This window comes from Achromobacter spanius (genome assembly GCF_039673305.1).
In the GTDB taxonomy this organism is placed as follows: domain Bacteria; phylum Pseudomonadota; class Gammaproteobacteria; order Burkholderiales; family Burkholderiaceae_B; genus Achromobacter; species Achromobacter spanius_F.
Genome location: NZ_JBDJLJ010000040.1, coordinates 1 through 23,615 on the forward strand (window position 1 = coordinate 1; position 23,615 = coordinate 23,615).

26 protein-coding genes and 1 tRNA gene are annotated in these 23,615 nt (G+C 68.0%); 16 read left to right on the top strand and 11 right to left on the bottom strand.

What is annotated here, in order from left to right; translation table 11 throughout:
• Window positions 1-48: 48 nt before the first annotated feature.
• Window positions 49-282 (bottom strand): hypothetical protein, encoded by a 234-nt coding sequence (locus tag ABE485_RS22975; protein WP_008161006.1) that lies wholly within the window; start codon window positions 280-282, stop codon window positions 49-51.
• A 120-nt stretch (window positions 283-402) separates the two neighbouring features.
• Window positions 403-1,263 carry an NAD(P)H-hydrate dehydratase gene (locus ABE485_RS22980; RefSeq protein ID WP_346517561.1) on the bottom strand — a complete coding sequence of 287 codons (861 nt, stop codon included), beginning with the start codon at window positions 1,261-1,263 and terminating at the stop codon, window positions 403-405.
• A 119-nt stretch (window positions 1,264-1,382) separates the two neighbouring features.
• Between ABE485_RS22980 and ABE485_RS22985 the strand changes: the two genes are divergently transcribed.
• On the top strand, window positions 1,383-2,216 hold the full coding sequence (locus tag ABE485_RS22985) for an enoyl-CoA hydratase/isomerase family protein (RefSeq protein WP_346517562.1): 834 nt from the start codon (window positions 1,383-1,385) through the stop codon (window positions 2,214-2,216).
• Between the two features lie 4 nt (window positions 2,217-2,220).
• Here the strand turns inward: ABE485_RS22985 and ABE485_RS22990 are convergent, their stop codons facing one another.
• Both ABE485_RS22990 and ABE485_RS22995 read right to left on the bottom strand, forming a co-directional pair.
• A complete protein-coding gene (locus tag ABE485_RS22990) occupies window positions 2,221-2,958 on the bottom strand; it encodes an enoyl-CoA hydratase-related protein (RefSeq protein WP_346517563.1) in 738 nt (245 codons plus the stop codon).
• Complete coding sequence (locus ABE485_RS22995; protein ID WP_346517564.1) at window positions 2,955-3,926, bottom strand: NAD(P)H-dependent flavin oxidoreductase; 972 nt, start codon at window positions 3,924-3,926, stop codon at window positions 2,955-2,957. The genes ABE485_RS22990 and ABE485_RS22995 overlap by 4 nt, the downstream gene beginning before the upstream one ends.
• A 157-nt stretch (window positions 3,927-4,083) precedes the next feature.
• On the opposite strand from ABE485_RS22995, the gene ABE485_RS23000 reads away from it, so the two are divergent.
• The 4 genes from ABE485_RS23000 to ABE485_RS23015 all read left to right on the top strand — a co-directional run bounded on the left by ABE485_RS23000 (window position 4,084) and on the right by ABE485_RS23015 (window position 8,868).
• A complete protein-coding gene (locus ABE485_RS23000; protein ID WP_346517565.1) occupies window positions 4,084-4,707 on the top strand; it encodes a TetR/AcrR family transcriptional regulator in 624 nt (207 codons plus the stop codon).
• A 52-nt stretch (window positions 4,708-4,759) separates the two neighbouring features.
• On the top strand, window positions 4,760-5,908 hold the full coding sequence (locus ABE485_RS23005; RefSeq protein WP_346517566.1) for an acyl-CoA dehydrogenase family protein: 1,149 nt from the start codon (window positions 4,760-4,762) through the stop codon (window positions 5,906-5,908).
• 175 nt (window positions 5,909-6,083) lie between these two features.
• The gene (locus ABE485_RS23010; protein WP_346517567.1) at window positions 6,084-7,313 is read left to right on the top strand and encodes a CaiB/BaiF CoA transferase family protein; all 1,230 of its coding nucleotides are present in this window, start codon (window positions 6,084-6,086) and stop codon (window positions 7,311-7,313) included.
• Between the two features lie 31 nt (window positions 7,314-7,344).
• Window positions 7,345-8,868 carry a 3-hydroxyacyl-CoA dehydrogenase gene (locus ABE485_RS23015; RefSeq protein WP_346517568.1) on the top strand — a complete coding sequence of 508 codons (1,524 nt, stop codon included), beginning with the start codon at window positions 7,345-7,347 and terminating at the stop codon, window positions 8,866-8,868.
• Window positions 8,869-8,963: 95 nt separating this feature from the next.
• On the opposite strand, the gene ABE485_RS23020 is transcribed toward ABE485_RS23015, so the two are convergent.
• A complete protein-coding gene (locus ABE485_RS23020) occupies window positions 8,964-9,878 on the bottom strand; it encodes a c-type cytochrome (protein ID WP_346517569.1) in 915 nt (304 codons plus the stop codon).
• Between ABE485_RS23020 and ABE485_RS23025 the strand changes: the two genes are divergently transcribed.
• The 3 genes from ABE485_RS23025 (at window position 9,858) to ABE485_RS23035 (ending at window position 11,030) form a co-directional block, all read left to right on the top strand.
• Window positions 9,858-10,115: a hypothetical protein gene (locus ABE485_RS23025; RefSeq protein WP_346517570.1), complete on the top strand. Its 258-nt coding sequence runs from the start codon at window positions 9,858-9,860 to the stop codon at window positions 10,113-10,115. The genes ABE485_RS23020 and ABE485_RS23025 overlap by 21 nt on opposite strands.
• Window positions 10,106-10,180 (top strand) — tRNA-Arg (locus tag ABE485_RS23030). The genes ABE485_RS23025 and ABE485_RS23030 overlap by 10 nt, the downstream gene beginning before the upstream one ends.
• Window positions 10,181-10,553: 373 nt before the next feature.
• Window positions 10,554-11,030: a hypothetical protein gene (locus ABE485_RS23035; protein WP_346517571.1), complete on the top strand. Its 477-nt coding sequence runs from the start codon at window positions 10,554-10,556 to the stop codon at window positions 11,028-11,030.
• A 106-nt stretch (window positions 11,031-11,136) separates the two neighbouring features.
• Here ABE485_RS23035 and ABE485_RS23040 read toward each other — a convergent pair whose 3' ends face one another.
• Complete coding sequence (locus tag ABE485_RS23040) at window positions 11,137-11,382, bottom strand: hypothetical protein (RefSeq protein ID WP_056327580.1); 246 nt, start codon at window positions 11,380-11,382, stop codon at window positions 11,137-11,139.
• A 213-nt stretch (window positions 11,383-11,595) separates the two neighbouring features.
• Here ABE485_RS23040 and ABE485_RS23045 point away from each other — a divergent pair, with 213 nt between their 5' ends.
• The 6 genes from ABE485_RS23045 (at window position 11,596) to ABE485_RS23070 (ending at window position 17,505) form a co-directional block, all read left to right on the top strand.
• Complete coding sequence (locus tag ABE485_RS23045; RefSeq protein ID WP_346517572.1) at window positions 11,596-12,726, top strand: cupin domain-containing protein; 1,131 nt, start codon at window positions 11,596-11,598, stop codon at window positions 12,724-12,726.
• Window positions 12,727-12,742: 16 nt separating this feature from the next.
• Entirely contained in the window at window positions 12,743-13,654 is a 912-nt protein-coding gene (locus ABE485_RS23050) for a fumarylacetoacetate hydrolase family protein (protein WP_346517573.1), read from the top strand.
• Window positions 13,655-13,665: 11 nt separating this feature from the next.
• Entirely contained in the window at window positions 13,666-14,421 is a 756-nt protein-coding gene (locus ABE485_RS23055) for a GntR family transcriptional regulator (RefSeq protein ID WP_346517574.1), read from the top strand.
• 37 nt (window positions 14,422-14,458) lie between these two features.
• On the top strand, window positions 14,459-15,373 hold the full coding sequence (locus ABE485_RS23060) for a LysR family transcriptional regulator (protein ID WP_346517575.1): 915 nt from the start codon (window positions 14,459-14,461) through the stop codon (window positions 15,371-15,373).
• 139 nt (window positions 15,374-15,512) lie between these two features.
• Window positions 15,513-16,505: a Bug family tripartite tricarboxylate transporter substrate binding protein gene (locus ABE485_RS23065; RefSeq protein ID WP_346517576.1), complete on the top strand. Its 993-nt coding sequence runs from the start codon at window positions 15,513-15,515 to the stop codon at window positions 16,503-16,505.
• Between the two features lie 55 nt (window positions 16,506-16,560).
• Window positions 16,561-17,505: a succinylglutamate desuccinylase/aspartoacylase domain-containing protein gene (locus ABE485_RS23070; protein WP_346517577.1), complete on the top strand. Its 945-nt coding sequence runs from the start codon at window positions 16,561-16,563 to the stop codon at window positions 17,503-17,505.
• A 28-nt stretch (window positions 17,506-17,533) separates the two neighbouring features.
• On the opposite strand, the gene ABE485_RS23075 is transcribed toward ABE485_RS23070, so the two are convergent.
• The 3 genes from ABE485_RS23075 to ABE485_RS23085 form a co-directional block, all read right to left on the bottom strand.
• The gene (locus tag ABE485_RS23075; protein WP_346517578.1) at window positions 17,534-18,055 is read right to left on the bottom strand and encodes a lipocalin family protein; all 522 of its coding nucleotides are present in this window, start codon (window positions 18,053-18,055) and stop codon (window positions 17,534-17,536) included.
• A 79-nt stretch (window positions 18,056-18,134) separates the two neighbouring features.
• Entirely contained in the window at window positions 18,135-19,706 is a 1,572-nt protein-coding gene (gene gshA, locus ABE485_RS23080) for a glutamate--cysteine ligase (protein ID WP_346517579.1), read from the bottom strand.
• A gap of 32 nt (window positions 19,707-19,738) precedes the next feature.
• Entirely contained in the window at window positions 19,739-20,692 is a 954-nt protein-coding gene (locus tag ABE485_RS23085) for an alpha/beta hydrolase (protein ID WP_346517580.1), read from the bottom strand.
• 45 nt (window positions 20,693-20,737) lie between these two features.
• On the opposite strand from ABE485_RS23085, the gene ABE485_RS23090 reads away from it, so the two are divergent.
• Window positions 20,738-21,277, top strand: coding sequence for a hypothetical protein (locus ABE485_RS23090; RefSeq protein ID WP_346517581.1), 540 nt, complete (start codon window positions 20,738-20,740; stop codon window positions 21,275-21,277).
• Here the strand turns inward: ABE485_RS23090 and ABE485_RS23095 are convergent.
• Window positions 21,267-21,542, bottom strand: a complete 276-nt coding sequence (locus ABE485_RS23095) for a helix-turn-helix domain-containing protein (RefSeq protein WP_346517582.1) — start codon at window positions 21,540-21,542, stop codon at window positions 21,267-21,269. The genes ABE485_RS23090 and ABE485_RS23095 overlap by 11 nt on opposite strands.
• Before the next feature lie 119 nt (window positions 21,543-21,661).
• Here ABE485_RS23095 and ABE485_RS23100 point away from each other — a divergent pair, with 119 nt between their 5' ends.
• The gene (locus ABE485_RS23100; protein ID WP_346517583.1) at window positions 21,662-22,558 is read left to right on the top strand and encodes an AEC family transporter; all 897 of its coding nucleotides are present in this window, start codon (window positions 21,662-21,664) and stop codon (window positions 22,556-22,558) included.
• A gap of 15 nt (window positions 22,559-22,573) precedes the next feature.
• Here the strand turns inward: ABE485_RS23100 and ABE485_RS23105 are convergent, their stop codons facing one another.
• Window positions 22,574-23,581 (bottom strand): Ldh family oxidoreductase, encoded by a 1,008-nt coding sequence (locus ABE485_RS23105; protein ID WP_346517584.1) that lies wholly within the window; start codon window positions 23,579-23,581, stop codon window positions 22,574-22,576.
• Window positions 23,582-23,615 lie beyond the last annotated feature (34 nt).

Here is a 23,615-nt window from a genome sequence, read left to right on the forward strand (position 1 = left end):
GGCTGATACGCGGGAGATCTGTCGCGTATCAGCCCGGCGCGGCTGGTCTTACCACTGCGATCCGGAGAAGCGCGAGCTGGCGGCGCGTGCCTTGTTCATCGATTCGTTCACTTCGTCGATGAAGGCAAACACGGCGGCTACGGCTGCGGCCACGGATTGTCCGGCCTTCTTCAGGCTGGTCAGCGGGTGGGAATTCGGTTGGTTCTCGAGAGCGCCGCGGAGCAGGTCACGCTCCAGCGCGTCGGTCAGGCGGGCAGTGTTGTTCAGGGTCAGTTCGCTCATGGTTTGCTCCAGTCCGTTTCGTCTTGGGGTAAACCATTATAGGGATAACCCTAGATCAAAAGCAACGGCCTTTTTAGGGAAAACCCTAGTATGTTGTAAAAATGTTTACGCGGCGGGGACTTAGCGGCCATTTCGCAGTCCTCGCGCGGCATCCGCGAGTTCTCCGGCGGTCAGGCCGATGGGGCCGATCCCCTGGGCGGCCAGGGCGTCGGCCGCGGCGCCGTGGAGCCAGACGGCGCCATGGAGGGCCTGGTCCAGCGGCAGTTTTTGGGCGATCAGCGAGCCCAGCATGCCCGCCAATACGTCCCCCGTTCCCGCCGTTGCCAGGCCGGGATTGCCGCTGGTGTTGACGTGCAGGCCGCCGTCGGGCGCGCAGACAAGGGTGCCCGCGCCCTTGAGCACGATCCAGCACTGGTAGCGCCGGGCCAGCTCCCGGGCGGCGGCGGGGCGGTCGCGCTGGACCGCGTCCGTGCCGATGTTCAACAGCCGGCCGGCCTCGGCGGGATGCGGCGTCAGCACCACCGGGCCGGGGCCCCAGTTCGGCCGGACTTCTTGCCGGGCCAGCAGGTTCAGCCCGTCGGCGTCCAGGACGAGGGGGGCTTCGCGCCGCAGCACGAACAGTTCAGAGAGCGCGTTCGCGGCCAGCGCGCTGGTGCCGATTCCGCAGCCGGCGATCCAGGCGGTGACGCCCCAGTCCTCTTCGAGCAGCGAGCGGAAGTCGCGCAGCATCAGCTCGGGCTGCAGCGGGTCGCAGGGCAGGGGCTGGGCGTCCTGGACGAAGCCGACCAGCACCTTGCCGGCCCCGGTCTTCAGGGCGGCTCGGGCGGCAAGCAGGGCGGCGCCCGTCATGCCGGGGCCGCCGCCCACCACCCCCACGGTGCCGAAACTGCCCTTGTGGGAGTCCTGGGCGCGGGGGGCGAACAGGGCGGGCACGGCGGCGCGGTCGATCGGGGCGACGGCGGACGGGGCGGGGGTGTTCATTGGCTGAGGCTCCTGGGGGAATCGTCATGGCGAGGGCGGGCGTATCCACTATAGTGCGCAAAAATGCGCCGGCCTTCGGCCAGCCCCGCCTATAACTAATAGACCCCTCGGAGCAGACAATGACTGACATCACGCTGGAACACTATTCGGCCTATGAATCCCTGAAGCTGCGCCGCCATCCCGGCGGCGTGCTCGAGCTGGTCATGGGGGCCAAGGGCGGCCAGCCGGGCAAGCTGTCCACGGCCGACGACCGGATGCACCGCGAGCTCGCCGACATCTGGCGCGACATCGACACCGACCCGGATACGCGGGTGGTGGTGATCCGCGGCGAGGGCAAGGGCTTTTCCGGGGGCGGCGACCTGGACCTGGTGCAGCAGATGGCCGACGATTTCGATGTGCGCACCCGCGTCTGGCGCGAGGCCCGCGACCTGGTCTACAACATCATCAATTGCAGCAAGCCCATTGTGTCGGCCATGCACGGCGCGGCGGTGGGGGCGGGGCTGGTGGCGGGCCTGCTGGCCGACATCTCGATCGCGGCGCGCGATGCGCGGATCATCGACGGCCATACCCGGCTGGGCGTCACGGCGGGCGACCATGCCGCCATCGTCTGGCCGCTGTTGTGCGGCATGGCCAAGGCCAAGTACTACCTGATGCTGTGCGAGTCGGTGTCGGGCGAAGAAGCCGAGCGCATCGGCCTGGTGTCCCTGTGCGTGGACGAAGCCGAGCTGATTTCCAAGGCGTTCGAGGTGGCCAACAAGCTGGCGGCCGGCTCGCAGACCGCCATCCGCTGGACCAAGTATTCGCTGAACAACTGGCTGCGCATGGCGGGCCCGACCTTCGATACGTCGCTGGCGCTGGAATTCATGGGTTTTGGCGGCCCGGACGTGCGCGAAGGGATCCAGTCCCTGCGCGAACGCCGGGCGCCGAACTTCCGGCCCGACTCGCCGTTCTGAGGCGCTACTTCTTGAAGAACTTCGCGAACGCCGCCTGCGCCTCTTCGGTCTGCAGGCGGGCGCGGAACTGCTGGGCTTCGTAGTCCAGCGTTTCCTGGATGGCCTGGCGGTCGGCCCGCTTCATCATGGCCTTGGTCAGGCGCAGCGCGGCGGGCGGCTGGTTCGCGAGGTCCGCGGCGGTGGCCTGGGCCGCGGCAAGCGCCTGGCCCTTGGGAGCGACCGACGTGGCCAGCCCGGCCTCGTGCGCGTCCGCGGCGGAAAACGCCTTGCCCTGCAGCAGCCATTGCGCCGCCCGGCGCCCCGCCAGGCGCGGCATCAGCAGGCTGGACGCGCCTTCCGGGCACAGGCCCAGCGCGACAAAGGGCATGCGCAGGGTGGCGCCTTCTCCGATGTGGACGAAATCGCAATGCTGGAGCAGCGTGACGCCGATCCCGATGGCATAGCCTTCCACGGCCGCGATGACGGGCACGTCGGCGGTGGTCAGCGCCCGCAGGAAGGTCAGGCCGGCGCTGTCGCCCGCGCCGCGTTCGGCCTGGAAGTCGCGCAGGTCGTTGCCCGCCGTGAAATGTTCGCCGGCGCCGGTCAGGATGACGGCGCAAACCGCCTGGTCGGCGCTGGCCAGCGAGAGCTGTTCAGTCAGTGCGGCGTAGGTGGCGGTGTCCAGGGCATTGCGGCGGTCCGGGCGGTTGATGGTCAGCGTCAGGACCGCGCCGTCCCGGGAAACCTTCAGGCCCGCGCTCATGCGTGGGGGCCCGCGGCCAGGCGGGCCTTGGCTTCGGCGTATTCGCGCCGCAGCGTGTCGACAATCTGGCGGGTCGGTTCCACGCTGGCGATGCCGCCCACGCCCTGGCCCGCGCCCCAGATGTCCTTCCAGGGCTTGACGCGCGTCGAGCCGAAATTGGACGCGCCGCTGTCGGGCGCCGGCAGGTTGGCCGGATCCAGGCCGGCGGCCGCGATGCTGGCCTTCAGGTAGTTGCCCGGGATGCCGGTGAAGAAGGGCGTGTACAGGATGTCCGACGCGCTGGCCTGGACGATGGCGGACTTGTAATCGTCGCTGGCGTTGGCTTCCTCGCTGGCGATGAAGCGCGTGCCCATGTAGGCGAAGTCGGCGCCCATGGCCTGGGCCGCCAGGACGTGGGCGCCCGAGGTGATGGCTCCGGACAGGATCAGCGGGCCGTCATAGAAGCGGCGCACCTCGGAGATCAGCGCGAACGGGCTGAGGGTGCCGGCATGGCCGCCCGCGCCCGCGCAGACCAGGATCAGCCCGTCCACGCCCGCTTCCAGCGCCTTTTCCGCGTGGCGGATGGTGGTCACGTCGTGGAAGACCTTGCCGCCCCAGTCGTGCACGCCCTTGACCAGGTCGCCGGGCGCCCGCAGGCTGGTGATGATCAGCGGCACCCGGTGGCTGGCGCACACCGCCAGGTCCTGCTCCAGGCGGTCGTTGGACTGGTGGATGATCTGGTTGACGGCGAACGGCGCGACGGTGGCGCCCGGATTGGCCTCGCGGTGCGAGGCGAGGCCGGCCTGGACCTCGTCCAGCCAGTCGGCGAGCAGCGTCTGCGGACGCGCATTCAGGGCGGGAAACGATCCCACGATGCCGCTCGTGCACTGGGCAATTACCAGCTTCGGATTGGAGACGATGAACATCGGGGCGCTGATGACCGGCAGGGTCATCTGGCCATACAAATCGGTCACGAGGGAATGGGGCATGTCGTCGTCTCGTTGTTGGTGTTTTGGGGTATATTAATTACCTACCGACCGTCCGGTAATTAATTAATCTTTATTTAACGGCATGCGCGGAACGGCTGTCAATGGAGGTTCGCCAGAACTCCGCCAGCGTCCCGCGCGGCCTCACGCAAAGGCTGTCATGGCGACCTCCGCCCCTCCCGTCCAGAAACGCGCCCGCGCCGGGCGGCCGCCCACCCTGGCCGCGCCGCGCGAACGCATCCTGGAAGAAGCCGCCAAGCTCTTTGCCCGCAGCGGCTACGACGGCAGCTCGGTCTCGGACCTGGCCGCGGCCATCGGCGCGTCCAAGGCGGCCATCTATCACTACTACCCCACCAAGCAGGACATCTACGACGCGATCATCCTCGAGGTGCTGAACGGCCTGACGCAGGCGGTCGGCCGCGAGGTCGCCGCCGCCGAGGGCGGCGTCGACCGGCTGCGCGCGTTCATGGTGGGGCATGCCCGCTATTTCGAGCAGCATCACGCCGAATTCGTGACCATGCTGATCGGCTATTCCGGCATGGCGCTGTCCGAACGCGAAGACGCCGCCCGGCTGCGCGACGGCTACGAGAAGCGCCTGCGCGAGGTCATCGCCCAAGGCGTGGCCGAGGGCGCGTTCCGCGCGCTGGACGTGGCCGCCACGGGCCGCGCAGTGCTGTCGATGCTGAACTGGATGGTGCGCTGGTACAAGCCGGGCCAGGGCGACAGCGCGCAAGCCATCGCCGCAGGCTATTTCGATTTGCTGGTGGGCGGCATGCGCCCCTGAACACGCGGTTCTTCCGAATCCTTTTCCGTATCTGCATAGTGAGACTCCGATCATGGCCCTCGACACCGAAACCCTGAACCTGCTGCTGGACGCCGTGCGCCGCTTCGTGCATGAACGCCTGATCCCCGCCGAGGACGAACTGGCCGCCAGCGGCCAGGTGCCGCCCGGCATCGTCAATGAAATGCGCGACCTGGGCCTGTTCGGCCTGTCGATCTCGCCCGATTTCGGCGGCCTGGGGCTGACGATGGAAGAAGAGGTCCGCGTCGTGTTCGAACTGGGCCAGACCTCGCCCGCGTTCCGCTCGCTGGCCGGCACCAACATCGGCATCGGCTCGCAGGCCATCGTCCTGGCCGGCACCGACGAGCAGCGCTCCAACTACCTGCCCAAGCTGGCCAGCGGCGAACTCATCGGCTCCTTCGCGCTGACCGAGCCCGACGCCGGCTCCGACGCCATGGCGCTGCGCCTGTCCGCGGTGCGCGACGGCGACAGCTACGTGCTGAACGGCACCAAGCGCTACATCACCAACGCGCCGATCGCCGGCCTGTTCTCGGTCATGGCGCGCACCGCGCCGGAGCGCCGGGCCAATTCCATCTCGTGCTTCCTGGTGGAAGCGGGCACGCCCGGCCTGACGATCGGCAAGCCGGACAAGAAGATGGGCCAGGCCGGCGCGCTGACCAGCGACGTCGTGTTCGACAACTGCCGCGTGCCGGCCAGCGCCCTGCTGGGCGGCGAAGAAGGCAACGGCTTCCGCACATCCATGAGGGTGCTGGACAAGGGCCGCCTGCATATTTCGGCGCTGTGCGTGGGCATCGCCGAACGCCTCCTGAGCGACGCGGTGAAGTACGCGACGGAGCGCAAGCAGTTCGGCCAGCCCATCGCCGAGTTCCAGCTCATCCAGGCCATGATCGCCGACAGCCAGGCCGAACTCTATGCGGCCCGCTGCATGGTGCTGGACGCCGCCCGCATGCGCGACCGCGGTGAAAACACCACCATGCAGGCCGCCTGCTGCAAGCTCTTCTCCACCGAAATGGTGGGCCGCGTCGCCGACCGCGCGGTCCAGATCCACGGCGGCGCGGGCTACATGTCCGAGTATGCGGTGGAGCGCTTCTACCGCGACGTGCGCCTGTTCCGCATCTTCGAAGGCACCTCGCAGATCCAGCAGCTGGTGATCGCGCGCGAGACCATCAAGGCATATTCCTGATATTGCCGGGCCGGGAAGCCGGCCAGGGCGTTCGAAAGGCTAATATCCAGTCTGACGAATGCAGATCGGGAGGCGGCCCGCAGGGGCCGCCTCGTGGCATGACGGAATTCCAGGCCGGCCCGCGCGCCGCCGCGGGCCGGAAGTTCTCATTTCCCTTCTAGCGAAAAGATTACAGATGTCGCAACGTCCCGCTCCCCTCACCGGCATACGCGTGCTGGACCTGACCCGCGTGCTGGCGGGCCCCTGGTGCACCCAGAACCTGGCCGACCTCGGCGCCGAGGTGATCAAGATCGAACGGCCCGGCGCGGGCGACGACACGCGCGCCTGGGGTCCCCCCTACCTGAAGGACGAAGCAGGCCACGACACCACCGAGGCCGCCTACTACCTGTCGGCCAACCGCAACAAGATGTCGGTGGCGCTGGACATCGCATCGCCGCGCGGCGCCCAACTGGTGCGCGAGCTGGCGCTGCAAAGCGACATCCTGGTGGAAAACTTCAAGGTCGGCGGGCTCTCCAAGTACGGCCTGGACTACGACAGCCTGAAGGAACTCAATCCGCGCCTGATCTATTGCTCGATCACCGGTTTCGGCCAGACGGGCCCGTACGCCAGCCGCCCCGGCTACGATTTCATGATCCAGGGCATGGGCGGCCTGATGAGCATCACCGGCGAACGCGACGACCTGCCCGGCGGCGGTCCGCAGAAGGCGGGCGTGGCCGTGGCCGACCTGATGACCGGCATGTATTCCACCGTCGGCATCCTGGCCGCGCTGCACGAACGCGCGCGCAGCGGCCAGGGCCAGCACATCGACATGGCGCTGCTGGACTGCCAGGTCGCCATGCTGGCCAACCAGAACCTGAACTTCATGACTTCCGGCACGGCGCCGCGCCGCGCCGGCAACGCGCACCAGAACCTGGTGCCGTACCAGGTGTTCGCGGCCAGCGACGGCCACCTGATCGTCGCGGTGGGCAACGACAGCCAGTTCCGCAACTATTGCGGCGCGATCGGCCTGCCCGAACTGTCGGCCGATCCGCGCTTTTCGACCAACCCGCAGCGCGTGAAGAACCGCGAGGAACTGGTGCCGCTGCTGGCCGAGCGCATGGCCACCGGCGAGCGCGACCACTGGCTGGCCGCGCTGGAAGGCGTGGGCGTGCCGGCGGGCCCGATCAACACGCTGGACCAGGTCTACGAAGATCCGCACGTGCTGGCCCGCGGCATGAAGCGCGAACTGCCGCATCCGGCGGCCGGCACCGTGCCCATGGCGGCCAGCCCGCTGAAGTTCTCCGGCAGCCCGGTCGAGTACCGCCGTCCGCCGCCCATGCTGGGCGAGCACACCGAACAGGTCCTGTCCGAAAAGCTGGGGCTGTCGGCCGAAGAAATCCAGGCGCTGGCGCAAAGCCGGGGCTGAGTCCAATTCCAATACAGGCAGGAGATAGTTGATGACGGAGATTCAAACCATCGGCGTCGTGGGCGCCGGGGCAATGGGGCGCGGCATCGCGCAGATCGCGGCGCAGGCCGGCCTGCGGGTGCGCCTGTACGACACCAGCGCCGACGCCGTGGCGGCCGCGCGCGAGTCGCTGCGCCAGACCTGGGAAAAGCTGGCCCAGAAGGGCAAGCTGACCGCCGCCGACGCGCAGGCCGCGCTGGCGCGCGTCGAATCAGCCACCGCGCTGACCGACATGTCGAACTGCCAGTTGGTGGTCGAAGCCATCGTCGAGCGGCTGGACGTCAAGCGCGACCTGTTCGCGGCGCTGGAAGGCGTGGTCTCGGAAGACTGCATCCTGGCGTCCAATACGTCGTCGCTGTCCATCACCGCCATCGCGGCCGCCTGCAAGCGCCCGCAGCGCGTGGCCGGCTACCACTTCTTCAATCCGGTTGCGCTGATGAAGGTGGTCGAGGTCATCGACGGCCTGCGCAGCGCGCCGGAAGTCGGCGACGCGCTGGCCGAACTGGCCCGCCGCATGGGCCACACGCCCGTGCGCGCCAAGGACATGCCCGGCTTCATCGTCAACCATGCCGGCCGCGGCATGAATACCGAAGGCCTGCGCGTGGCGCAGGAGGCCGTGGCCACCTTCGCCCAGGTCGACGCCGTCATGCGCGAGCAGGCGGGTTTCCGCATGGGCCCGTTCGAACTGCTGGACCTGACCGCGCTGGACGTCTCGCACCCGGTGATGGAATCCATCTACCGCCAGTTCTTCGACGAACCGCGTTTCCGCCCGTCGCCCATCACGACAGTGCGCCTGGCCGGCGGGCTGATCGGCCGCAAGGCCGGTGAAGGCTTCTACGTCTATGCCGACGGCCAGAAGCAGGTGCCGGCCGAAGCGCCAGTGCCGGCATTGCCCGCAGGCCTGAAGGTCTGGGTCAGCCCCAAGCATGGCGAAGGCTACGCGCGCGCATCCGCCCTGATCGAAAAACTGGGCGGCACGCTGGTCACGGGTTCGACGCCCGACGCCGACGCGCTGATCCTCGTCACGCCGTTCGGCGAAGACGTGTCCACCACGGTGTCCGCGCAGGGCCTGAACGCGGCCCGCACGGTGGGCCTGGACACGCTCCACGCGTTCGACAGCGCCAAGCGCCGCACCATCATGGTCTCGCCCGCCACCGAAGCCAAGTGGCGCGACGCCGCGCATGCGCTGCTGGCTTCTGACGGCGTGCCGGTGACGGTGGCCGACGATTCGCCGGGCTTCATCGCGCAGCGCATCGTGGCGCACATCGTGAACATCGCCTGCGACATCGCGCAGCAGCAGATCGCCACGCCGGAAGACATCGACCTGGCGGTGACGCTGGGCCTGGGCTATCCGGTGGGTCCGCTGGCCCTGGGCGACAAGCTGGGCGCCGACCGCATCCTGGAAATCCTCAAGAGCATGCAGCGCGTGACGGGAGACACCCGCTATCGTCCCAGCCTGTGGCTGCAGCGCCGCGTGCAGCTGGGCATGTCGCTCTTGAAGTCGACGGCGGACTGAAGCGCCCGCCGCTGCGATGCAAGGCAAAATGCCACAAAAAAGCCCCTTGATGATTCAAGGGGCTTTTTCTTGCCTGCGGCGGGGCGGGCCAGTGCTTACTTGGCGGCGTTCACCATGAATTGCACGGCTGCTCGGATGTCGTCTTCCGAGGCGTTGGCCGCGCCGCCCTTGGGAGGCATCGCTCCCTTGCCGGTCATGGCGACCTTCACCATGGCGTCGATGCCGGTGCTGATGTAGGGATCCCAGGCGGCCTTGTCGCCGAACTTGGGCGCGTTGGCCACGCCCGTGGCGTGGCACGCGAAACAGGCCGTCTTGTAGAGCTGTTCGCCGGCCGGATTGACGGCGGCGGCCTGCGGGGCGGGCGCGGCCGGAGCGGCTGCGGCCGGCGCCGGGGCTGCGGGAGCCGGGGCTGCGGCGGCCGGGGCAGCAGCAGCGGGGGCAGCGGCAGCGGGGGCAGCGGCAGCGGGGGCTGCGGCTTCCTTGTTGGCGCCTTCCGCGGCGGGTTCAGCGGGTTCGGGCAGCGAGCCGCCGGACTTGTTGGCCATGTAGACCACGGCGCGCGCGACTTCAAAGTCGGACAGCGTGGGGTTGCCGCCCTTGGCGGGCATGCCGCCCTTGCCGTGCAGCGCGACATTCAGCATGGCGTCGTAGCCGGCCTTGATGAAGGGCGCCCAGGCCGCGTTGTCGCCCATCTTGGGTGCGCCAGCCACGCCGGCGGTGTGACAGGCCGTACAGACCGAGGCGAAGACCTGTTCACCGGTCTTGAAGACCTTGGGTGCGTTGGCGTCGACCAGTTCGAATCCGGCAACGGGGGCGATGCGCCGGGCGATGGCTTCGCCGGACAGGGCGTCCGAACCGGCGTTGGTCTTGGTGCCGGTGACCACCATGTTCACCAGTAGGATGATGATGGCGATGGGAACCACGAAAGCCAGGACGATCGTGACGATCAGTTGCTTCGGGGTCTTGATGGGGGAGGAGTGCTCTTCTATGTGTTCCTGCTCGTTGCTCATGACCAAATCCTGCTAACGGGTGGGGCGCCTGGCGGCGGCAACAGAAAATCAGTACTGCACAAGTCGGCGGCAAACCATGCCCGCCTGCAAGCAAACGCTGGATTATATAACGGTGTCATGGACGCTCGTCCAATGAGACCGGGCGGGTTTTCGATGAGTTTGCCGGAAGATTTGATCCACTTCATGCAGATCGCGGAAAACTGGGTACAATACCGCCTCCTTGCGCTGCGCCCGTAGTTCAATGGATAGAATGAGAGTTTCCGAAGCTCTTGATACAGGTTCGATTCCTGTCGGGCGCGCCATTGCATCAATGGCTTAGGCGTGGTTTGGCCCCGGCGGCCGATGCCGCGCAACACGCCGCCACATGAGCCCATACCCAGTTTGCCTATGCAGGCCTCCTTGCGCCTGATTTATGGCGCGCCTGCCTTCGGCGCCTCTGGCGCGCATTGCATTTCCCTCCCCCAACGTATCCAATTTGTGCCGCACTGGACGCCAGACGGCGCCTTTCGCATGATCGGCCGCGAAGCGGCGTAAGCCAAAAGAAGGGTTCCCGCGCCGCGCCATTTGCTGTGGAATGGACACGCGCAACGTTGCTTCGCTGGATGCGCTTGGGAAACTGCTTCGTGGCAGAGAAAAATGTGATTTCTCCCGCTGCATTCAGAAGGAGCAACGAGCATGAAATTCTTGATCGGCAAGGCGGCGTTTGTTCTGCTCGTATTTTTGGCGGGAATTACCGGGCCAGTCCACGCGCAAGAGTACACGCTTGAGCAGGTGCGGCAGATTTATGTTGAGAGCCTGACCAAGGATGGATACCGGCCGGAAGTGACAAAAGCCGGGAACATTCTGTTTCGCCGGGAAGGCCGGAACTATATGGTGAGCCTGAGTCCCGACGATCTGAAGTTCTTTCGGATGCGTACCGCTTATCTGGTGGAAGACAAGTCCGGGCCGACGCGGATCAAGCGTCTTGAAGCCATCAATTACGCGAACACGAGTACCAAGGTGTCTAAGGCGTCCATCGACAGCGATGGCGATGTGGAATGCGCCATTGAGATCTACCTTGCCGATCCCAACGATATGGGCAAGCATTTGAATCGCATGCTGGTATCGCTCGGCGTGCTCTACAAGAACTACCAGAAAAAAATGAGCGAGTGATTGCCGGCTGCGCCCGGTATGACCGAATGCACCAGGCTCCCCCCGTTCGAATGAGGGAGAGCAAGGCGTTGCCGAGCAAGCGGGGCTTTTCTTTGCCCCGCCTGATTCAATCGTCCAGCGAAGGCACGGTGCCGATCTGCATCAGGATGCGCGGCGATTCCATGTCGCCGGTTTCCTTGTCGATCATTACTTCATAGGCCGCCACGCCGGCGAACTTGGAGGCCATGGAATTCGCGATCCGGATGGCTCCGAATTCGCTGCTGGCCGGACGGATTTCCCCGGGGGCGACGCCATTGGCGGCGGCGCGGTAGGGAACGACGATGTACTGAACGAGATGAGCAGCTTCTGACACAGGAATTCTCCCCTGGACGACAGTTTTTCGGGCGAGCGCAATGTATCACGTCGCACTGTGTTTTTGTACAGTATTTTCAACTGCACGCCAACAATTTCTTGCCTGGCATCGCCACTGCAGGAAAACCCCTAGCGCCGCGCCATTGCACGCCGTCCACGCCATCTCTTAATATTTTCGAAAATCCTCAGTGTTTTATAAAACCAGGGGCAAGGGATGGAAGCGAACCGCTACGACGCCTACCGCGAGAACACCGCGGGCCGCGCCAATGTGGCCGACTCGCCGGAGCGGGTGGCCTACTACCAGGAACTTGCGCGGCTGGACACGGGCGCGCTGTGGACCGTGGCGAACAAGATCGAGCCCTGGGCGCCCAGGTCCGCGTCGGTGCCCGTGGTCTGGCGCTACCAGGACCTGCGCGGCCATGTGCTGCGCTCGGCCGAACTGGTGTCGCCCGAGGAGGCGGGCCGGCGCGTGATCTACCTGAACAATCCCGGGCGGCGCGATGTGGCGGCGGCGGTGGGCTGGCTGTATTCCGGACTGCAGGTCATGCAGCCGGGCGAGCTGGCCTCGGCGCACGCCCATTCCCATTCCGCGCTGCGCTTCATCATGGAAGGCCGGGGCGCGTACACGGTGGTCGACGGCCACAAGATGACGCTGGGCGCCAATGATTTCGTGCTGACGCCCAACGGCACCTGGCACGAGCACGGGGTGGCCGAAGACGGCACCACCTGCATCTGGCAGGACGGCCTGGATATCCCGCTGGTCAATGCGCTGGAGGCGGGCTTCTACGCCGTGCACCCCGACCTGAACCAGACGGTCACCCATCCGGTGGACGACACCAGCGGCGCCTGGGGCGGCGTGGCGCTGCGGCCGCAGGTGTCGGGCTGGACCAAGCCGTACTCGCCGCTGTTCAAGTACGAATGGGAACCCACCTACGACGCGCTGCGCCGCTACGCGCGCACCACCGCCGGCAGTCCCTACGACGGCGTCCTGCTCGAATACGTCAATCCGGCCACGGGCGGCGCGGTCATGCCCACCATCGGCGCCAGCATGCAATTGCTGCGTCCCGGCGAGCACACCCAGGCGCACCGGCACACCGGCAGCTTCATCTACCAGGTCGCCAAGGGCAGCGGCTTTTCCATCATCGACGGCAGGCGCTACGACTGGACCGAGCGCGACATCTTCTGCGTGCCGTCGTGGGCCATCCACGAGCACGCCAACCTGTCCTCCAACGACGACGCCTGCCTGTTCTGTTTCAACGACCTGCCCGTCATGCGGTCGCTGTCGCTCTACCGCGAGGAAGCGGTGCAAGGCAACGGCGGCCATCAGATCCTGTCCAACCCCTGACTACCTGGAGTTCCGAATGCGCCTGGTGACCTTCCGCGCTCATCCCACCGCCGCCGCCCGCCTGGGCGCGCTGGTCGACGGCTATGTGATCGACCTTTTCCTGCTTGGGCAGGAGGGCGGGGTGGACCTGCCCGGCGACATGCTGGAATTCATCGACCTGGGACCGGTCGCGGTCACACAGGCGACGCGCCTGCTGGATACGTTCCGCGGCAACTGGCCGGTGGGCACGGCCCTGCCGCAGGACAACGTGAAGCTGCTGGCGCCCATCCCGCGTCCGCGCAAGAACATCTTCGGCATCGGCCTGAACTACGTCGAGCACGTCGCGGAATCGAGCCGCACGCTGGACACGTCGGCCGACCTGCCCAAGCAGCCGGTGATCTTCTCCAAGCCGCCCACCACGGTGATCGGGCCAGGCGACGCCATCGAGCACAACGCGAAGATCACGCAGCAACTCGACTGGGAAGTGGAACTGGCCGTGGTCATCGGCCGGCGCGCCTCGCGCGTGGCCGAAGCCGATGCGCTGTCCTACGTGTTCGGCTACAGCGTGATGCTGGACATGAGCGCGCGCGACTGCCGCCGCGCCGGCCAGTGGATCTATTCCAAGGGGCAGGATACGTACGCGCCTTTCGGCCCCTGCATCGTGACCGCCGACGAAATCCCCGATCCGCAGGTGCTGGACCTGTGGCTGACGGTCAACGGCGAAAAGAAGCAGGGCTCGAACACGCGCCACATGCTGTTCAAGGTGCCGTTCCTGATCTCGGACATCAGCGCCGGCATCACGCTGGAGCCGGGCGACATCATCGCCACGGGCACGCCGGAGGGCGTGGGCGCGGGCCGCAAACCGCAGGAATTCCTGTGGCCGGGCGACGTGGTGGTTGCGTGCGTCGAAGGGATCGGCACGCTGCGCCATCCGGTGGTGGCGGTGTAGGAGGGCGGCGCTTGAAACCCAGGATCAAGGCCCCGCGCGAGGACGCGGCCGCGGACGGCGGCCCCGAGGTCGAAGACATCACGCTGTCCGAGCTGATCTACCGGCAGCTGCGGCGCGACATCATGCGCGGCGCCTTCGCGCCCGGGCAGTCGCTGCGCCTGGAGCTGCTCAAGCAGCGCTATGGCGGCAGCTTTTCGCCCATCCGCGAAGCCCTGAACCGGCTGCGCAGCGAACGCATGGTGCTGACCACCACGTCGCGCGGCTTCCGGATTGCGCCGCTGTCCGTGGAAGAGATGCGCGACGCCTGCGAAACCCGCATCCTGATCGACTGCGACGCGCTGCGGCGCTCGCTGGCCAATGCCGACGACGCCTGGGAGGCGCGCGTGGTGGGGGCGTTCCACGCCCTGTCGCTGGCCGCCAGGCGCGCGGACGACGCGCCCGCCCTGGACGAAGACCGCGAGGATGCCCTGGAGGCGCGCCACCAGGACTTCCACCAGGCGCTGATCGGCGCCTGCCGCTCGCCCTGGCTGCTGGACCTGTCCGCGCAGCTGTACGCGCAGACCGAACGCTACCGCCGGCCGGCGCGCGCCCGCGCCCTGGCCTACGGGCCCGAACGCAACGTCGACGACGAGCACCGCCTGCTGCTGGACGCCGCGATTTCGCGCGACGCGGAGCGCGCCACCGCGCTGCTGGCCGCGCACTACCGCAGGACGGCACAGGTGATCGAACGGATCCTGGACGCGTCCGGGGAGCAGGCGGCGGCCTGAACCGCGCGGCGCGCCTGATGCCGTAAGCTTGTCGTCCATGGCTGACCTGAAACTCCTCGAAGACCTGATTGCGCTGGCGCAGACCGGCAGCTTCGTGCGCGCGGCCGAACTGCGCCACGTGACGCACCCCGCCTTCGGGCGGCGTATCCGCGCGCTGGAGGCATGGGCCGGCGTGCCGCTGGTGGAGCGCCAGCGCCTGCCCGTGACGCTGACGCCCGAAGGCGAGGCGCTGCTCAAGACGGCGACGCAGGTGATCGAACAAATGGGCCTGGTGCGCCATCGCATCCGCAGTTCCGGCGCCGGCGGCGAAGCGGTGCTGCGCATCGCCACCGGCCGCAGCCTGGCGCGCACGCTGGTGGCCGACTGGATTGCGCGGCTGCGGCACCGCGCGCCCAAGGTGCTGACCGACGGCACGCAGGTGGAACTGTCCACCGGCAAGGCGCAGGATCTGGTGATCCGGCTGGAGCAGGGCAAGGTGGACCTGCTGTGCTGCTACGAGCATCCGGCCCTGTCCGTGCCCCTCAGTCCCTCGCGCTACCGCTACATGACCCTGGCCACCGACAAGCTGGTGCCGGTCAGCCAGATGGACGCGCGCGGCCGGCCGCGCTATCTGCTGGACGAGGGCGGCGCGGCGGTGCCGCTGATCACCTACACGGGCGGCCTGGCGATGGAGCGCATCGTCGGCGACCGGCTGGAGGCCACGCCGTATGCCCTGACGCCCTTTGTGCGCAGCGACTCGCTGGATGCGGCGCACGGCGCGGTCGCCAAGGGCGTCGGCGTCGCCTGGCTGCCCTGGTCCATGGTGGCCGCGGACTGCCGGCGCGGCGCGCTGGCGGCACTGGGCGGGCGCAGCGATGAGATCGCGTTCGAGGTCCGCCTTTACCGTCCGCGCGCCAGATTGACGGATCTGGCGGAAGCCGCCTGGGAAGCCACCGCCAACCGCAAGGCCTGATTTCAGGGCGCAAAACCCGATAAGCACAGCGATGTGCCGTTTTGGCACGGCCTGCGCCTGGGCGGCGCTCGAAAATACTTCCCGACATTCAAACGAGACGGCTACGCCGTCCATCCACAGCACCCCAAGGAAGAAAACCATGAAGTCCATCCTGCACCCGATGCGCGCAGCGCTCGTTTCGCTCTGTGCCGCCTCGGCCCTTGCCGCCGCGCCCGCCGCCAGCGCGGCCGACTATCCCGCCCGCAGTATTTCGCTGATCGTGGGCTATCCGGCCGGCGGCAGCCTGGACCTGACCGCGCGCCTCTTGGGCGAGGAACTGGGCAAACGCCTGGGCCAGACCGTCGTGGTCGAGAACGTCGGCGGCGCCGGCGGCACGATCGGCGCGCAGCGCGTGGCGCGCGCCGCGCCCGACGGCTACACGATCTTCCTGGGCTCCACCAATGAAATGGTGATCGCCCGCATGATCAACACCGCCGTGAAATACGACAGCGCCAAGGACTTCACGGCGCTGGGCATTGTCGCGTCGCAGCCGATGCTGCTGGCGGCCAGCAAGAACTCGGGCGTGAAGACCGCCGCCGACTATCTGCAGAAGCTCAAGGGCGCCGCGCCCGGCACGTTCAACTACGGTTCGTCGGGCGTGGGCACGACGCTGCACCTGGCCGGCGAAATGATCAACCAGGCCACCGGCACGCGCGCCGAGCACGTGCCTTACCGCGGCGTATCGCCCCTGGTCACCGACCTGATGAGCGGCCAGCTGGACTACGGCATGCTGGTGCTGTCCTCGGGCCTGCCGCAGGTGCGCAGCGGCAACATCGTGGCGCTGGGCCTGACCGAGAACAAGCGCTCGCCCGCCGCGCCCGAGATCGCGCCGCTGGCGGCGACGCCGGGCTTCGAATCCGTCGACATCAACCTGTGGTTCGCGCTCTACGGCCCCGCCGGCCTGCCCGAGCCGGTGGTCGCCAAGCTGCGCGGCGTGCTGGACGAAACGCTGAAGTCCGACCAGTTCCGCGCCAAGATGCAGGACGCCGGCGGCGAAGTGGCCAAGCCGGGCGTCGACCCCGTGGCCTTCCAGGCTGAAGAGACCAAGAAGTACGGCGCGTTGGTCAAGGCCGCCAAGATCGAAGCGCAATAAGGCTGCGCGCGCCGCATCACGACATCGCAAGACCAGGCATCAATCGGACATCACCATGCAATTCAAGCTTCCCGTTCCCGACCTCGCCGCCGAGCGCGCCGGCAATACCGATACACCCGGCGTGTGGCATTTTGATTCGGGCGTGCCGGGGCGGGCGCTCATGGTGTCCGCGCTGGTGCACGGCAACGAGTTGTGCGGCGCGTGGGCGCTGAAGGATCTGCTCGCGTCGGGCCTGCGCCCGCGCCGCGGCAGCCTGACGCTGGCGTTCTGCAACCTGGATGCGTTCGACCGCTTCGACCTGGCGAACCACGATGCCTCGCGTTTCGTGCAGGAAGACATGAACCGTGTCTGGAGCGCCGAGCGCCTGGACAATCCCACGACGCCGGACCGCCAGCGCGGCGCCGCGCTGCGCCCCTGGGTGCGGCGCGCCGACTGGCTGCTGGACCTGCATTCCATGCACGAGCCGGGCGCGCCGCTGCTGCTGACGGGCGTCCTGCCGCGCAACATCGCGCTGGCGCGCCGCCTGAAGGCGCCGCAGCACGTGATCGTGGACGCGGGCCACAAGGACGGCGTGCGCATGCGCGACTTCGAGCATTTCGGCGATCCCGCGCGCGAAGACGCCTGCGCCCTGCTGATCGAATGCGGCTTCCATGGCGACCTGTCCTCGCGCGCCGTCGCGCGCGACATGGTGGCCCGGATGCTGGTGGAGTCCGGCGTGGCGGACGCGTCGGACCTGCCCGACGGCTGGCTGCTGCCCGAGCCGGCCGCGCAGCGCGTGCTGGAAGTGACGGACGCCGTGGTGGCGCCGTCCATGGACGTGCGCTTTGCCGGGGAATGGACGGGGCTGGAGACCTTCGAGAAGGCGGGTTCGGCGATCGGCTGGGCCGACGGGCAGCCCGTGGTGACGCCCTATGACAACTGCACGCTGATCATGCCGTCGCTGCGGCAGTTGAAGCCCGGCGTGACGGTGGTGCGGCTGGCCCGCGACTACGCGGGCTGACGACAGCGCCGCGCGGGCGCGGCGCTGATTACTTCTGCGGCGTGTAGCGCAGCTCGTCGAGCTGGTAGCCCTGCGCCGTGGCGGCGGCCAGCGCCTTGTCGAGTTCTTCCTTGGGCAGTTGCGGCGAGCGCGACAGGATCCACAGGTACTTGCGGTCGGGCGTGCCCACGACGGCCCAGCGGTACTCCGGGTCCAGCCCGATCACCCAATAGTCGCCCTTGAAGGGCTTGGCGAACGAGACTTCGAGCTTGGCGTTGTTGCTGCCTTCGACGACCGTGGCGGTGCCCGACGCCGAATCGATATCCCCATCCTTGGTGCGGCAGCGGTTGTTCACCCCGATCGTGCCGTCCGCGTGCGCGGTGTATTCGGCGGTGGTGTCGCCCACGCAGTTGCGCTGGAAGAACATGGGGAAATTCGCGATTTCGTACCACATCCCTGCATAGCGCTTCAGGTCGACGGATTCGACGGTCTGCATGGGTGGCGGCGCGGCATGGGCAAGGCCCGTCATGCTGGCCGCCAGGGCCAGCAGGATTGTTGCGGTGCGGCGCATGGGAAAAACCTCCTTGTGACTGGTAAGGTCCGCGCCGTCCGGCAGATGGGCCGCGCGAACCGAACCTCAACGATACGCCTTATTTGATCGGGGCTTTCAGCGCCGCGTGGTAGCGGGTCACGTAGGTGTCGAAATCCTCGGTGTCGGACTGCTCCAGGCGCAGCTGTTCGGCGGCCGATTGGCGTGCCGCTTCCTGGTAGGCCGCGGCCGTCGCCGCGGGCAGCGGCTGCGCGCGCAGCGTATCCGCGTGGCGGCGGCTCAGGTCCAGCGAGTAGTCATGGAACGAGAGGCCGCTGTCTTTCAGCGAGGCCAGCAGGCGGGCCGACGGCGTGGAATCCGGCAGGTCGAGCTTGGCGCGCTGCGCGGCCAGCGCTTCGGCGTAGGCGCTGCCGCCCAGGGCGGCGTCGTACAGGGCGGCGTAGGGCGCGATCTGGTCCAGCAGTTCATGGCCCCACTGCGTCAAGCCGATGGCCTGGCCTTCGCGGTCGAGCATCAGGCCCGGCTTGCGGCCTTCTTTCACGACGACCGAGAAATTGTCCGCGCTGCGCTGACAGTAGCCGTTGGCGGGGAAGAACGGGCTGTCGGATGCGGTGCAGAACAGCAGGAAGGCGTCGACGAAGCGCGAGGTGACCGCGTCGATGCCCACGGGCGAGAACGGATCGATGTCCAGGCAGCGCACTTCCACGTACTGCACGCCGCGCTCGGCCAGCGCCGTGATAGGGCGTTCGCAGCGGCCGGTGGCGCGCTTGGGGCGGATGCTCGAGTAGTACTCGTTTTCGATCTGCAGCACGTTGGTGTTGAGCTGGATCCATTCGCCGTTGCGGTGCGTGCCGATCTTCTGGTAATCGGGCCAGGGCTGCGTCACGGCGCCGTACAGGCGGCCCAGGAAGGTGTCCAGGTCGTTGTAGCAAAGCTTGAGCTGCGACTGCGCCTTGTTCTGGTAGCCCAGGTCGCTCATGCGCAGGCTGGTGGCGTAGGGCAGGTAGAGGGTGTGGTCGCCCAGCTTGTCCAGCGCGTGGTCCTGGCCGCGCAGGAAATCGCTGGCCAGCGCGGGGGCCGCGCCGAACAGGTACATCAGCAGCCAGGAATAGCGCGTGAAGTTGCGGATCAGGCCGATGTAGCCGCGCGAACGGCGGTCCTGCGACGTGCCCGGATGCGTATCCAGCACGGACCACAGGTCTTCGGCCAGCGAGAAGTTGTAGTGCACGCCCGCGATGCACTGCATCGTCTTGCCGTAGCGTTCGGCCAGGCCGCGGCGGTACACGTGCTTGAGCATGCCGGTGTTGGACGTGCCGTACCAGGCGATGGGGATGTCCGCCTCGGAAGGCAGCGTGGCGGGCATGGACTGGTTCCAGATCAGCTCGTGGTCCAGCACGCCGTAGACATGGCGGTGGGTGTCGGTGAGCTCGGCCAGCAGCGCGTCCGCGTCGGTATGCGTGCCCGTGATGAGTTCGAGCAGGGATTCGGAGTAGTCGGTGGTGACGTGTTCGTTTGTCAGCGCCGAGCCGAGCCCGGCGGGGTGCGGGGCGCGGGACAGGACGCCTTGTTCGTCCACGCGCAGGCCTTCTTTTTCGATGCCCCGCAAGGTCTGGGTGAGCAGCGAGCGGTTGGCCTCCAGGCGGGAGAGGCGGTTGGCGGCGGTATCAGTCACGGATTCTTCTCGTTTGGGGCTGTCGCCGGATTTTACGGGGTGCCGGCCTCCTGTGCTGAGGGAACCAGTACTGGGGACAGGGACAATGCCTGGGCGGTGCGCGCCAGCCATTCGTCCAGGTCAGCATAGACCGGATCGGCGATAGGCGCGGTTTCGTTGAAAATCTCGTGCCACGCGGTGTCGTACCAGCGCAGGGTCAGCAGTTCGGCCGGGGCCCTTTGGGCGAACTGGCGGCTGCCTTCGGCGGCCACGATGGAGTCGTCGCCGGCCACCATCAGCAGGGTGCGACAGGGCAGCAGGCCGGCTTCGCGCAGCGCCTGGCTGCCGTTTTCGTCCACGAAGCGGGCGAGGCGCCCCGTCATGCGGCGCCGCACCAGGGGATCGGCGCGGTAGGCCTTCACGACCGCCCGGTCGTGGGAGATCCGGGCAGCCGCCAGCCCGTGCGGCACCCGCAGGTCAGGCGCGTGCAGCGACATCCACGACAGGGTGCGGCGCACCCACAGTGGCACATTGACCACAAAGGGCGGGGAACTGAGCACCAGCCCGTCCAGGGCGGACAGGCGGCGCTGGGCGATGCGCACGGCGACCAGGGCGCCCAGGCTGTGGCCCAGCAGGATGGGCGGCCGGCCCTGAGCCTGGGTCCAGTCCCGCAGCCGGTCGACCGCGTCGGTGACCAGGTCTTCCTGGTGCCGCAGGGTGGCGGGGCGTCCGGCCGAGCGGCCATGGCCCCGGTGATCGTGCGCGCCCACGGTCCAGCCGCGCGCGGTCAGCCAGCGCGCCAGCCGGTCGTAGCGCCCGGCATGCTCGCTGAGCCCGTGCAGGAGATAGATGCTGGGGCAGCCCGGGGTGGGGTTGCCCGAGCTGGGACAGCCCATGCTGGGGCGGCCCGTCCCGGCGATCGGCGGGGCCACATTGGGCGCCGCCGGCCAGGAATAATTGGCCAGCAGCGTGCCGTCGGGCGCGGGGGTCATCGAAATCGGCGACAATTTCTGCATTCCTCGAATTGACTAGACCCTGCGGGTCCTCGGGTAATGACGATTTCATCGCTGTTTCGTTTCATGTTCAAGAAAGCCGGCCTTTTTCTGGGGCTGGCGCTGGTATTGGCCGCGTGCTCGCCCAGTTACAACTGGCGCGAAATGGACGTGGCGGACGGCCACGTGCGCGCGGCGTTTCCTGCGCGCGTGTCCACGGAAACCCGCGACCTGAAGCTGGACACCCATACCCTGCATTTCACGCTGGCCACCGCCACCGTGGGCGAAGCGGTCTTTGCCGTGGGTTCGGCGCCGCTGCCGCCGGAGATCGCGGCCAGCCCCGTGGCCCGGCAGGCGCTGGGCGTGGCGCTGATGCGCTCGCTCTACGCCAACATGCAGGCCCCGCCACTGGCGGATTGGCCGCCCTACGGCCAGGAAATCGAAGTGCGCGGCAAGGCGATGGGCAAGCCCGGCTGGCTGCAGGCCAAGGTCTGGATCACCGACACGATGATGATCCAGGCCGTGGCCGCCGGCACCGAGGAAAGCCTGCCGGCCGAACGGGCGCGGGAATTCCTGCGGCAGGTCGTCGTCAAGCCTTGACGGGGTCCAGCAGCCCCAGCCGCAGGGCCGCGATCACCGCGGCGCGCCGGCCGCGCACGCCAAGCCGGGTGCAGGCGTTGCGCAGGTGGAAGTTGACCGTGCTTTCGCTCACGCCCAGGATGCGGGACGTTTCCCAGCTGGTCTTGCCGGCGGCGGACCAATGCAGGCAGGCGGCCTGGCGCTCGGACAGGCGCCGGGCGGACGGCGGTGTTGCGCCGGCCGCGGACAACGGGGCTGGCGAAATGAGCTTGGGCATGGCGGACATGGCGGCGGGGCGGGGCGCCCGTTTGTGGACAATGGCCTCATGCTGCGGTCCGCGCCGTCAGCCAGGCAAGCAATGATGCAGCAAAGCATCAATCTTCTTATCTCGTACGGAATTACCTGATGTTGGCCATCGCGCAGTTTTACCTTTCAGCCATCGTGCTGATGTTGCCCCTGCTTTCCTGCGTGGGAATCGGGCTGTTCTGGGGCAAGCGCGATCTGCCCTTCGGCGGCAGCTTCATCACCACGCTGGTGACGTCGGTGACCACGCCCGCCCTGGTGTTCCACACGTTCGTCACGACCCACCTGGATGACCGCGCGCTGGCCGACGTGGCCGCCGCGACCCTGATCGCCCTGTTGCTGTGCGCGTTGGTGTGCGCGGCGCTGCTCAAGGCCTGGAAGCTGCCCGTGCGCAGCCTGCTGCCCACCGCCTTCCTGCCCAACGCGGGCAATCTCGGGCTGCCGATTTCGCAACTGGCCTTCGGCGATGCCGGCCTGTCCGTGGCCGTGGCGTTCTTCGCCGTCAACTCGTTCGTCATGCACACCATCGCGGTGCGGCTGCTGCCGGGCGTGAACACCAAGGGCAGCTGGAAGAGTCCGATCCTGCTGGCGTCGGTGGTGGCCGTGGCGATGCGCGTGCTGCACATCCCGGTGCCCGACTGGATCATCGAGACGGCGCGCATGCTGGGGGCGGTCACCGTGCCGCTGATGCTGCTGAGCCTGGGCCATGCCCTGGCGCTGATTCCGTCCAATGGCGTGCGCGACGGCGCGAAGGTCGGCGCGATCCGCCTGGTCGTGGGCCTTGCCACGGGGCTGGCCGTGGTGTGGGCGCTGGACCTGGAACCAGTGCTGGCGGGAGCGCTGACCCTGCAGATGGCCATGCCCTGCGCCGTGGTCAGCTACATGTATACGCGGCGCTACACGCCGCTGGGAGACACCGCGGCGGGCGCCGTGCTGGTGTCCACCGTGGTGTTCCTGCTGCTGGCGCCCCTGGCGCTGTGGTTCACCCACGGGCCGTAGGGCGCGCGGGCCGTTTCAGCCTGCACCCGCCATGGCGCGCAGCTGCGCCATCAGCGCGTCGGGCAGGTCCAGTCCGTGCTTGATGGCTTCGTCGCGCAGCTTGCGGCGGCGGTCGCCGGGCAGGCGCACGCCCTCGTCCTCGAGCATGGCTTCCACCAGCGTTTCGACGCGCTCAAGGTAGGCGTCGTTGCCCGCCAGCGCGTTGGGATCGATCGCCATGAACGCCTGGCCCAGCCGCGCCGGGCCGCCTTCGTCCACGAAGAACGACTCCGTTTCGAAGCCGAAGCGCGCGCCGGTCAATGCGCAGGCCAGGAGCTCGACGATGAGCGCCAGCATGGCGCCCTTGACGCCGCCCGCGGGCAGCATGCGGCCCGCCAGCCCGGCCTTCGGGTCGGTGGTGGGCTGGCCGTCGGCGTCCAGCGCCCAGCCCAGCGGGATCGGCTGGTTGTCGCGGGCGGCGATCATGAGCTTGCCCCGCGCCACCTGCGACAGCGACAGGTCGATGACCAGGCGGCCGCCGCCGCGGCGGGGGAAGATCGCGGCGATGGGATTGGTGCCGAAGAGGGGACGCTTGCCGCCCCACGCGGGCATCGCGGCGGGCGAGTTGCTCAGCGCCAGCGCCACCATGCCGGCGTCGGCCAGGGCGTCCAGGTGATAGGCCGCTTCGCCGAAGTGATGGCTGTTCGACACGCCGACGAAAGCGACCCCGTGTTCGCGGGCGCGCGCCGCGGCTTCGCTGGTGGCCAGGGCGCAGGCGGGGAACGCCAGGCCGGAGCCGGCGTCGATCAGGGCCGCGCCGCCGCGCTGGTGCACGATGCGGGGCACGGCCGATCCGATGGCGCGGCCCGTGCGCAGGTGCCCGGCATAGAACGGCACGCGCGACAGGCCATGGGAGCTGAGTCCCTGGCTTTCCGCGTAGACCAGCGCGCGCGCGGTGCTGTCGGCCATGTCGGGGTTGGCGCCGGCGGCGGCCAGGCCGGCCGCGGCCAGGTGTTGAAGTTCGTCCAGATAGATGTGAGCCATATCCTTCCTGTCGTGGGAGGCGCGCCGCGCCTCG

Excerpts from the sequence above, each read along its gene's own strand:
- ABE485_RS22990 (WP_346517563.1), bottom strand. The coding sequence starts at position 2,958 with ATGAGCGCGGGCCTGAAGGTTTCCCGGGACGGCGCGGTCCTGACGCTG.
- ABE485_RS23020 (WP_346517569.1), bottom strand. The coding sequence starts at position 9,878 with ATGAGCAACGAGCAGGAACACATAGAAGAGCACTCCTCCCCCATCAAG.
- ABE485_RS22980 (WP_346517561.1), bottom strand. The coding sequence starts at position 1,263 with ATGAACACCCCCGCCCCGTCCGCCGTCGCCCCGATCGACCGCGCCGCC.
- ABE485_RS23010 (WP_346517567.1), top strand. The coding sequence starts at position 6,084 with ATGTCGCAACGTCCCGCTCCCCTCACCGGCATACGCGTGCTGGACCTG.
- ABE485_RS23035 (WP_346517571.1), top strand. The coding sequence starts at position 10,554 with ATGAAATTCTTGATCGGCAAGGCGGCGTTTGTTCTGCTCGTATTTTTG.
- ABE485_RS23050 (WP_346517573.1), top strand. The coding sequence starts at position 12,743 with ATGCGCCTGGTGACCTTCCGCGCTCATCCCACCGCCGCCGCCCGCCTG.
- ABE485_RS23090 (WP_346517581.1), top strand. The coding sequence starts at position 20,738 with ATGACGATTTCATCGCTGTTTCGTTTCATGTTCAAGAAAGCCGGCCTT.
- ABE485_RS23015 (WP_346517568.1), top strand. The coding sequence starts at position 7,345 with ATGACGGAGATTCAAACCATCGGCGTCGTGGGCGCCGGGGCAATGGGG.
- ABE485_RS22975 (WP_008161006.1), bottom strand. The coding sequence starts at position 282 with ATGAGCGAACTGACCCTGAACAACACTGCCCGCCTGACCGACGCGCTG.
- ABE485_RS23075 (WP_346517578.1), bottom strand. The coding sequence starts at position 18,055 with ATGCGCCGCACCGCAACAATCCTGCTGGCCCTGGCGGCCAGCATGACG.
- ABE485_RS23065 (WP_346517576.1), top strand. The coding sequence starts at position 15,513 with ATGAAGTCCATCCTGCACCCGATGCGCGCAGCGCTCGTTTCGCTCTGT.
- ABE485_RS23105 (WP_346517584.1), bottom strand. The coding sequence starts at position 23,581 with ATGGCTCACATCTATCTGGACGAACTTCAACACCTGGCCGCGGCCGGC.
- ABE485_RS23070 (WP_346517577.1), top strand. The coding sequence starts at position 16,561 with ATGCAATTCAAGCTTCCCGTTCCCGACCTCGCCGCCGAGCGCGCCGGC.
- ABE485_RS23045 (WP_346517572.1), top strand. The coding sequence starts at position 11,596 with ATGGAAGCGAACCGCTACGACGCCTACCGCGAGAACACCGCGGGCCGC.
- ABE485_RS23005 (WP_346517566.1), top strand. The coding sequence starts at position 4,760 with ATGGCCCTCGACACCGAAACCCTGAACCTGCTGCTGGACGCCGTGCGC.
- ABE485_RS22985 (WP_346517562.1), top strand. The coding sequence starts at position 1,383 with ATGACTGACATCACGCTGGAACACTATTCGGCCTATGAATCCCTGAAG.
- ABE485_RS22995 (WP_346517564.1), bottom strand. The coding sequence starts at position 3,926 with ATGCCCCATTCCCTCGTGACCGATTTGTATGGCCAGATGACCCTGCCG.
- ABE485_RS23000 (WP_346517565.1), top strand. The coding sequence starts at position 4,084 with ATGGCGACCTCCGCCCCTCCCGTCCAGAAACGCGCCCGCGCCGGGCGG.
- ABE485_RS23060 (WP_346517575.1), top strand. The coding sequence starts at position 14,459 with ATGGCTGACCTGAAACTCCTCGAAGACCTGATTGCGCTGGCGCAGACC.
- ABE485_RS23100 (WP_346517583.1), top strand. The coding sequence starts at position 21,662 with ATGTTGGCCATCGCGCAGTTTTACCTTTCAGCCATCGTGCTGATGTTG.
- ABE485_RS23095 (WP_346517582.1), bottom strand. The coding sequence starts at position 21,542 with ATGTCCGCCATGCCCAAGCTCATTTCGCCAGCCCCGTTGTCCGCGGCC.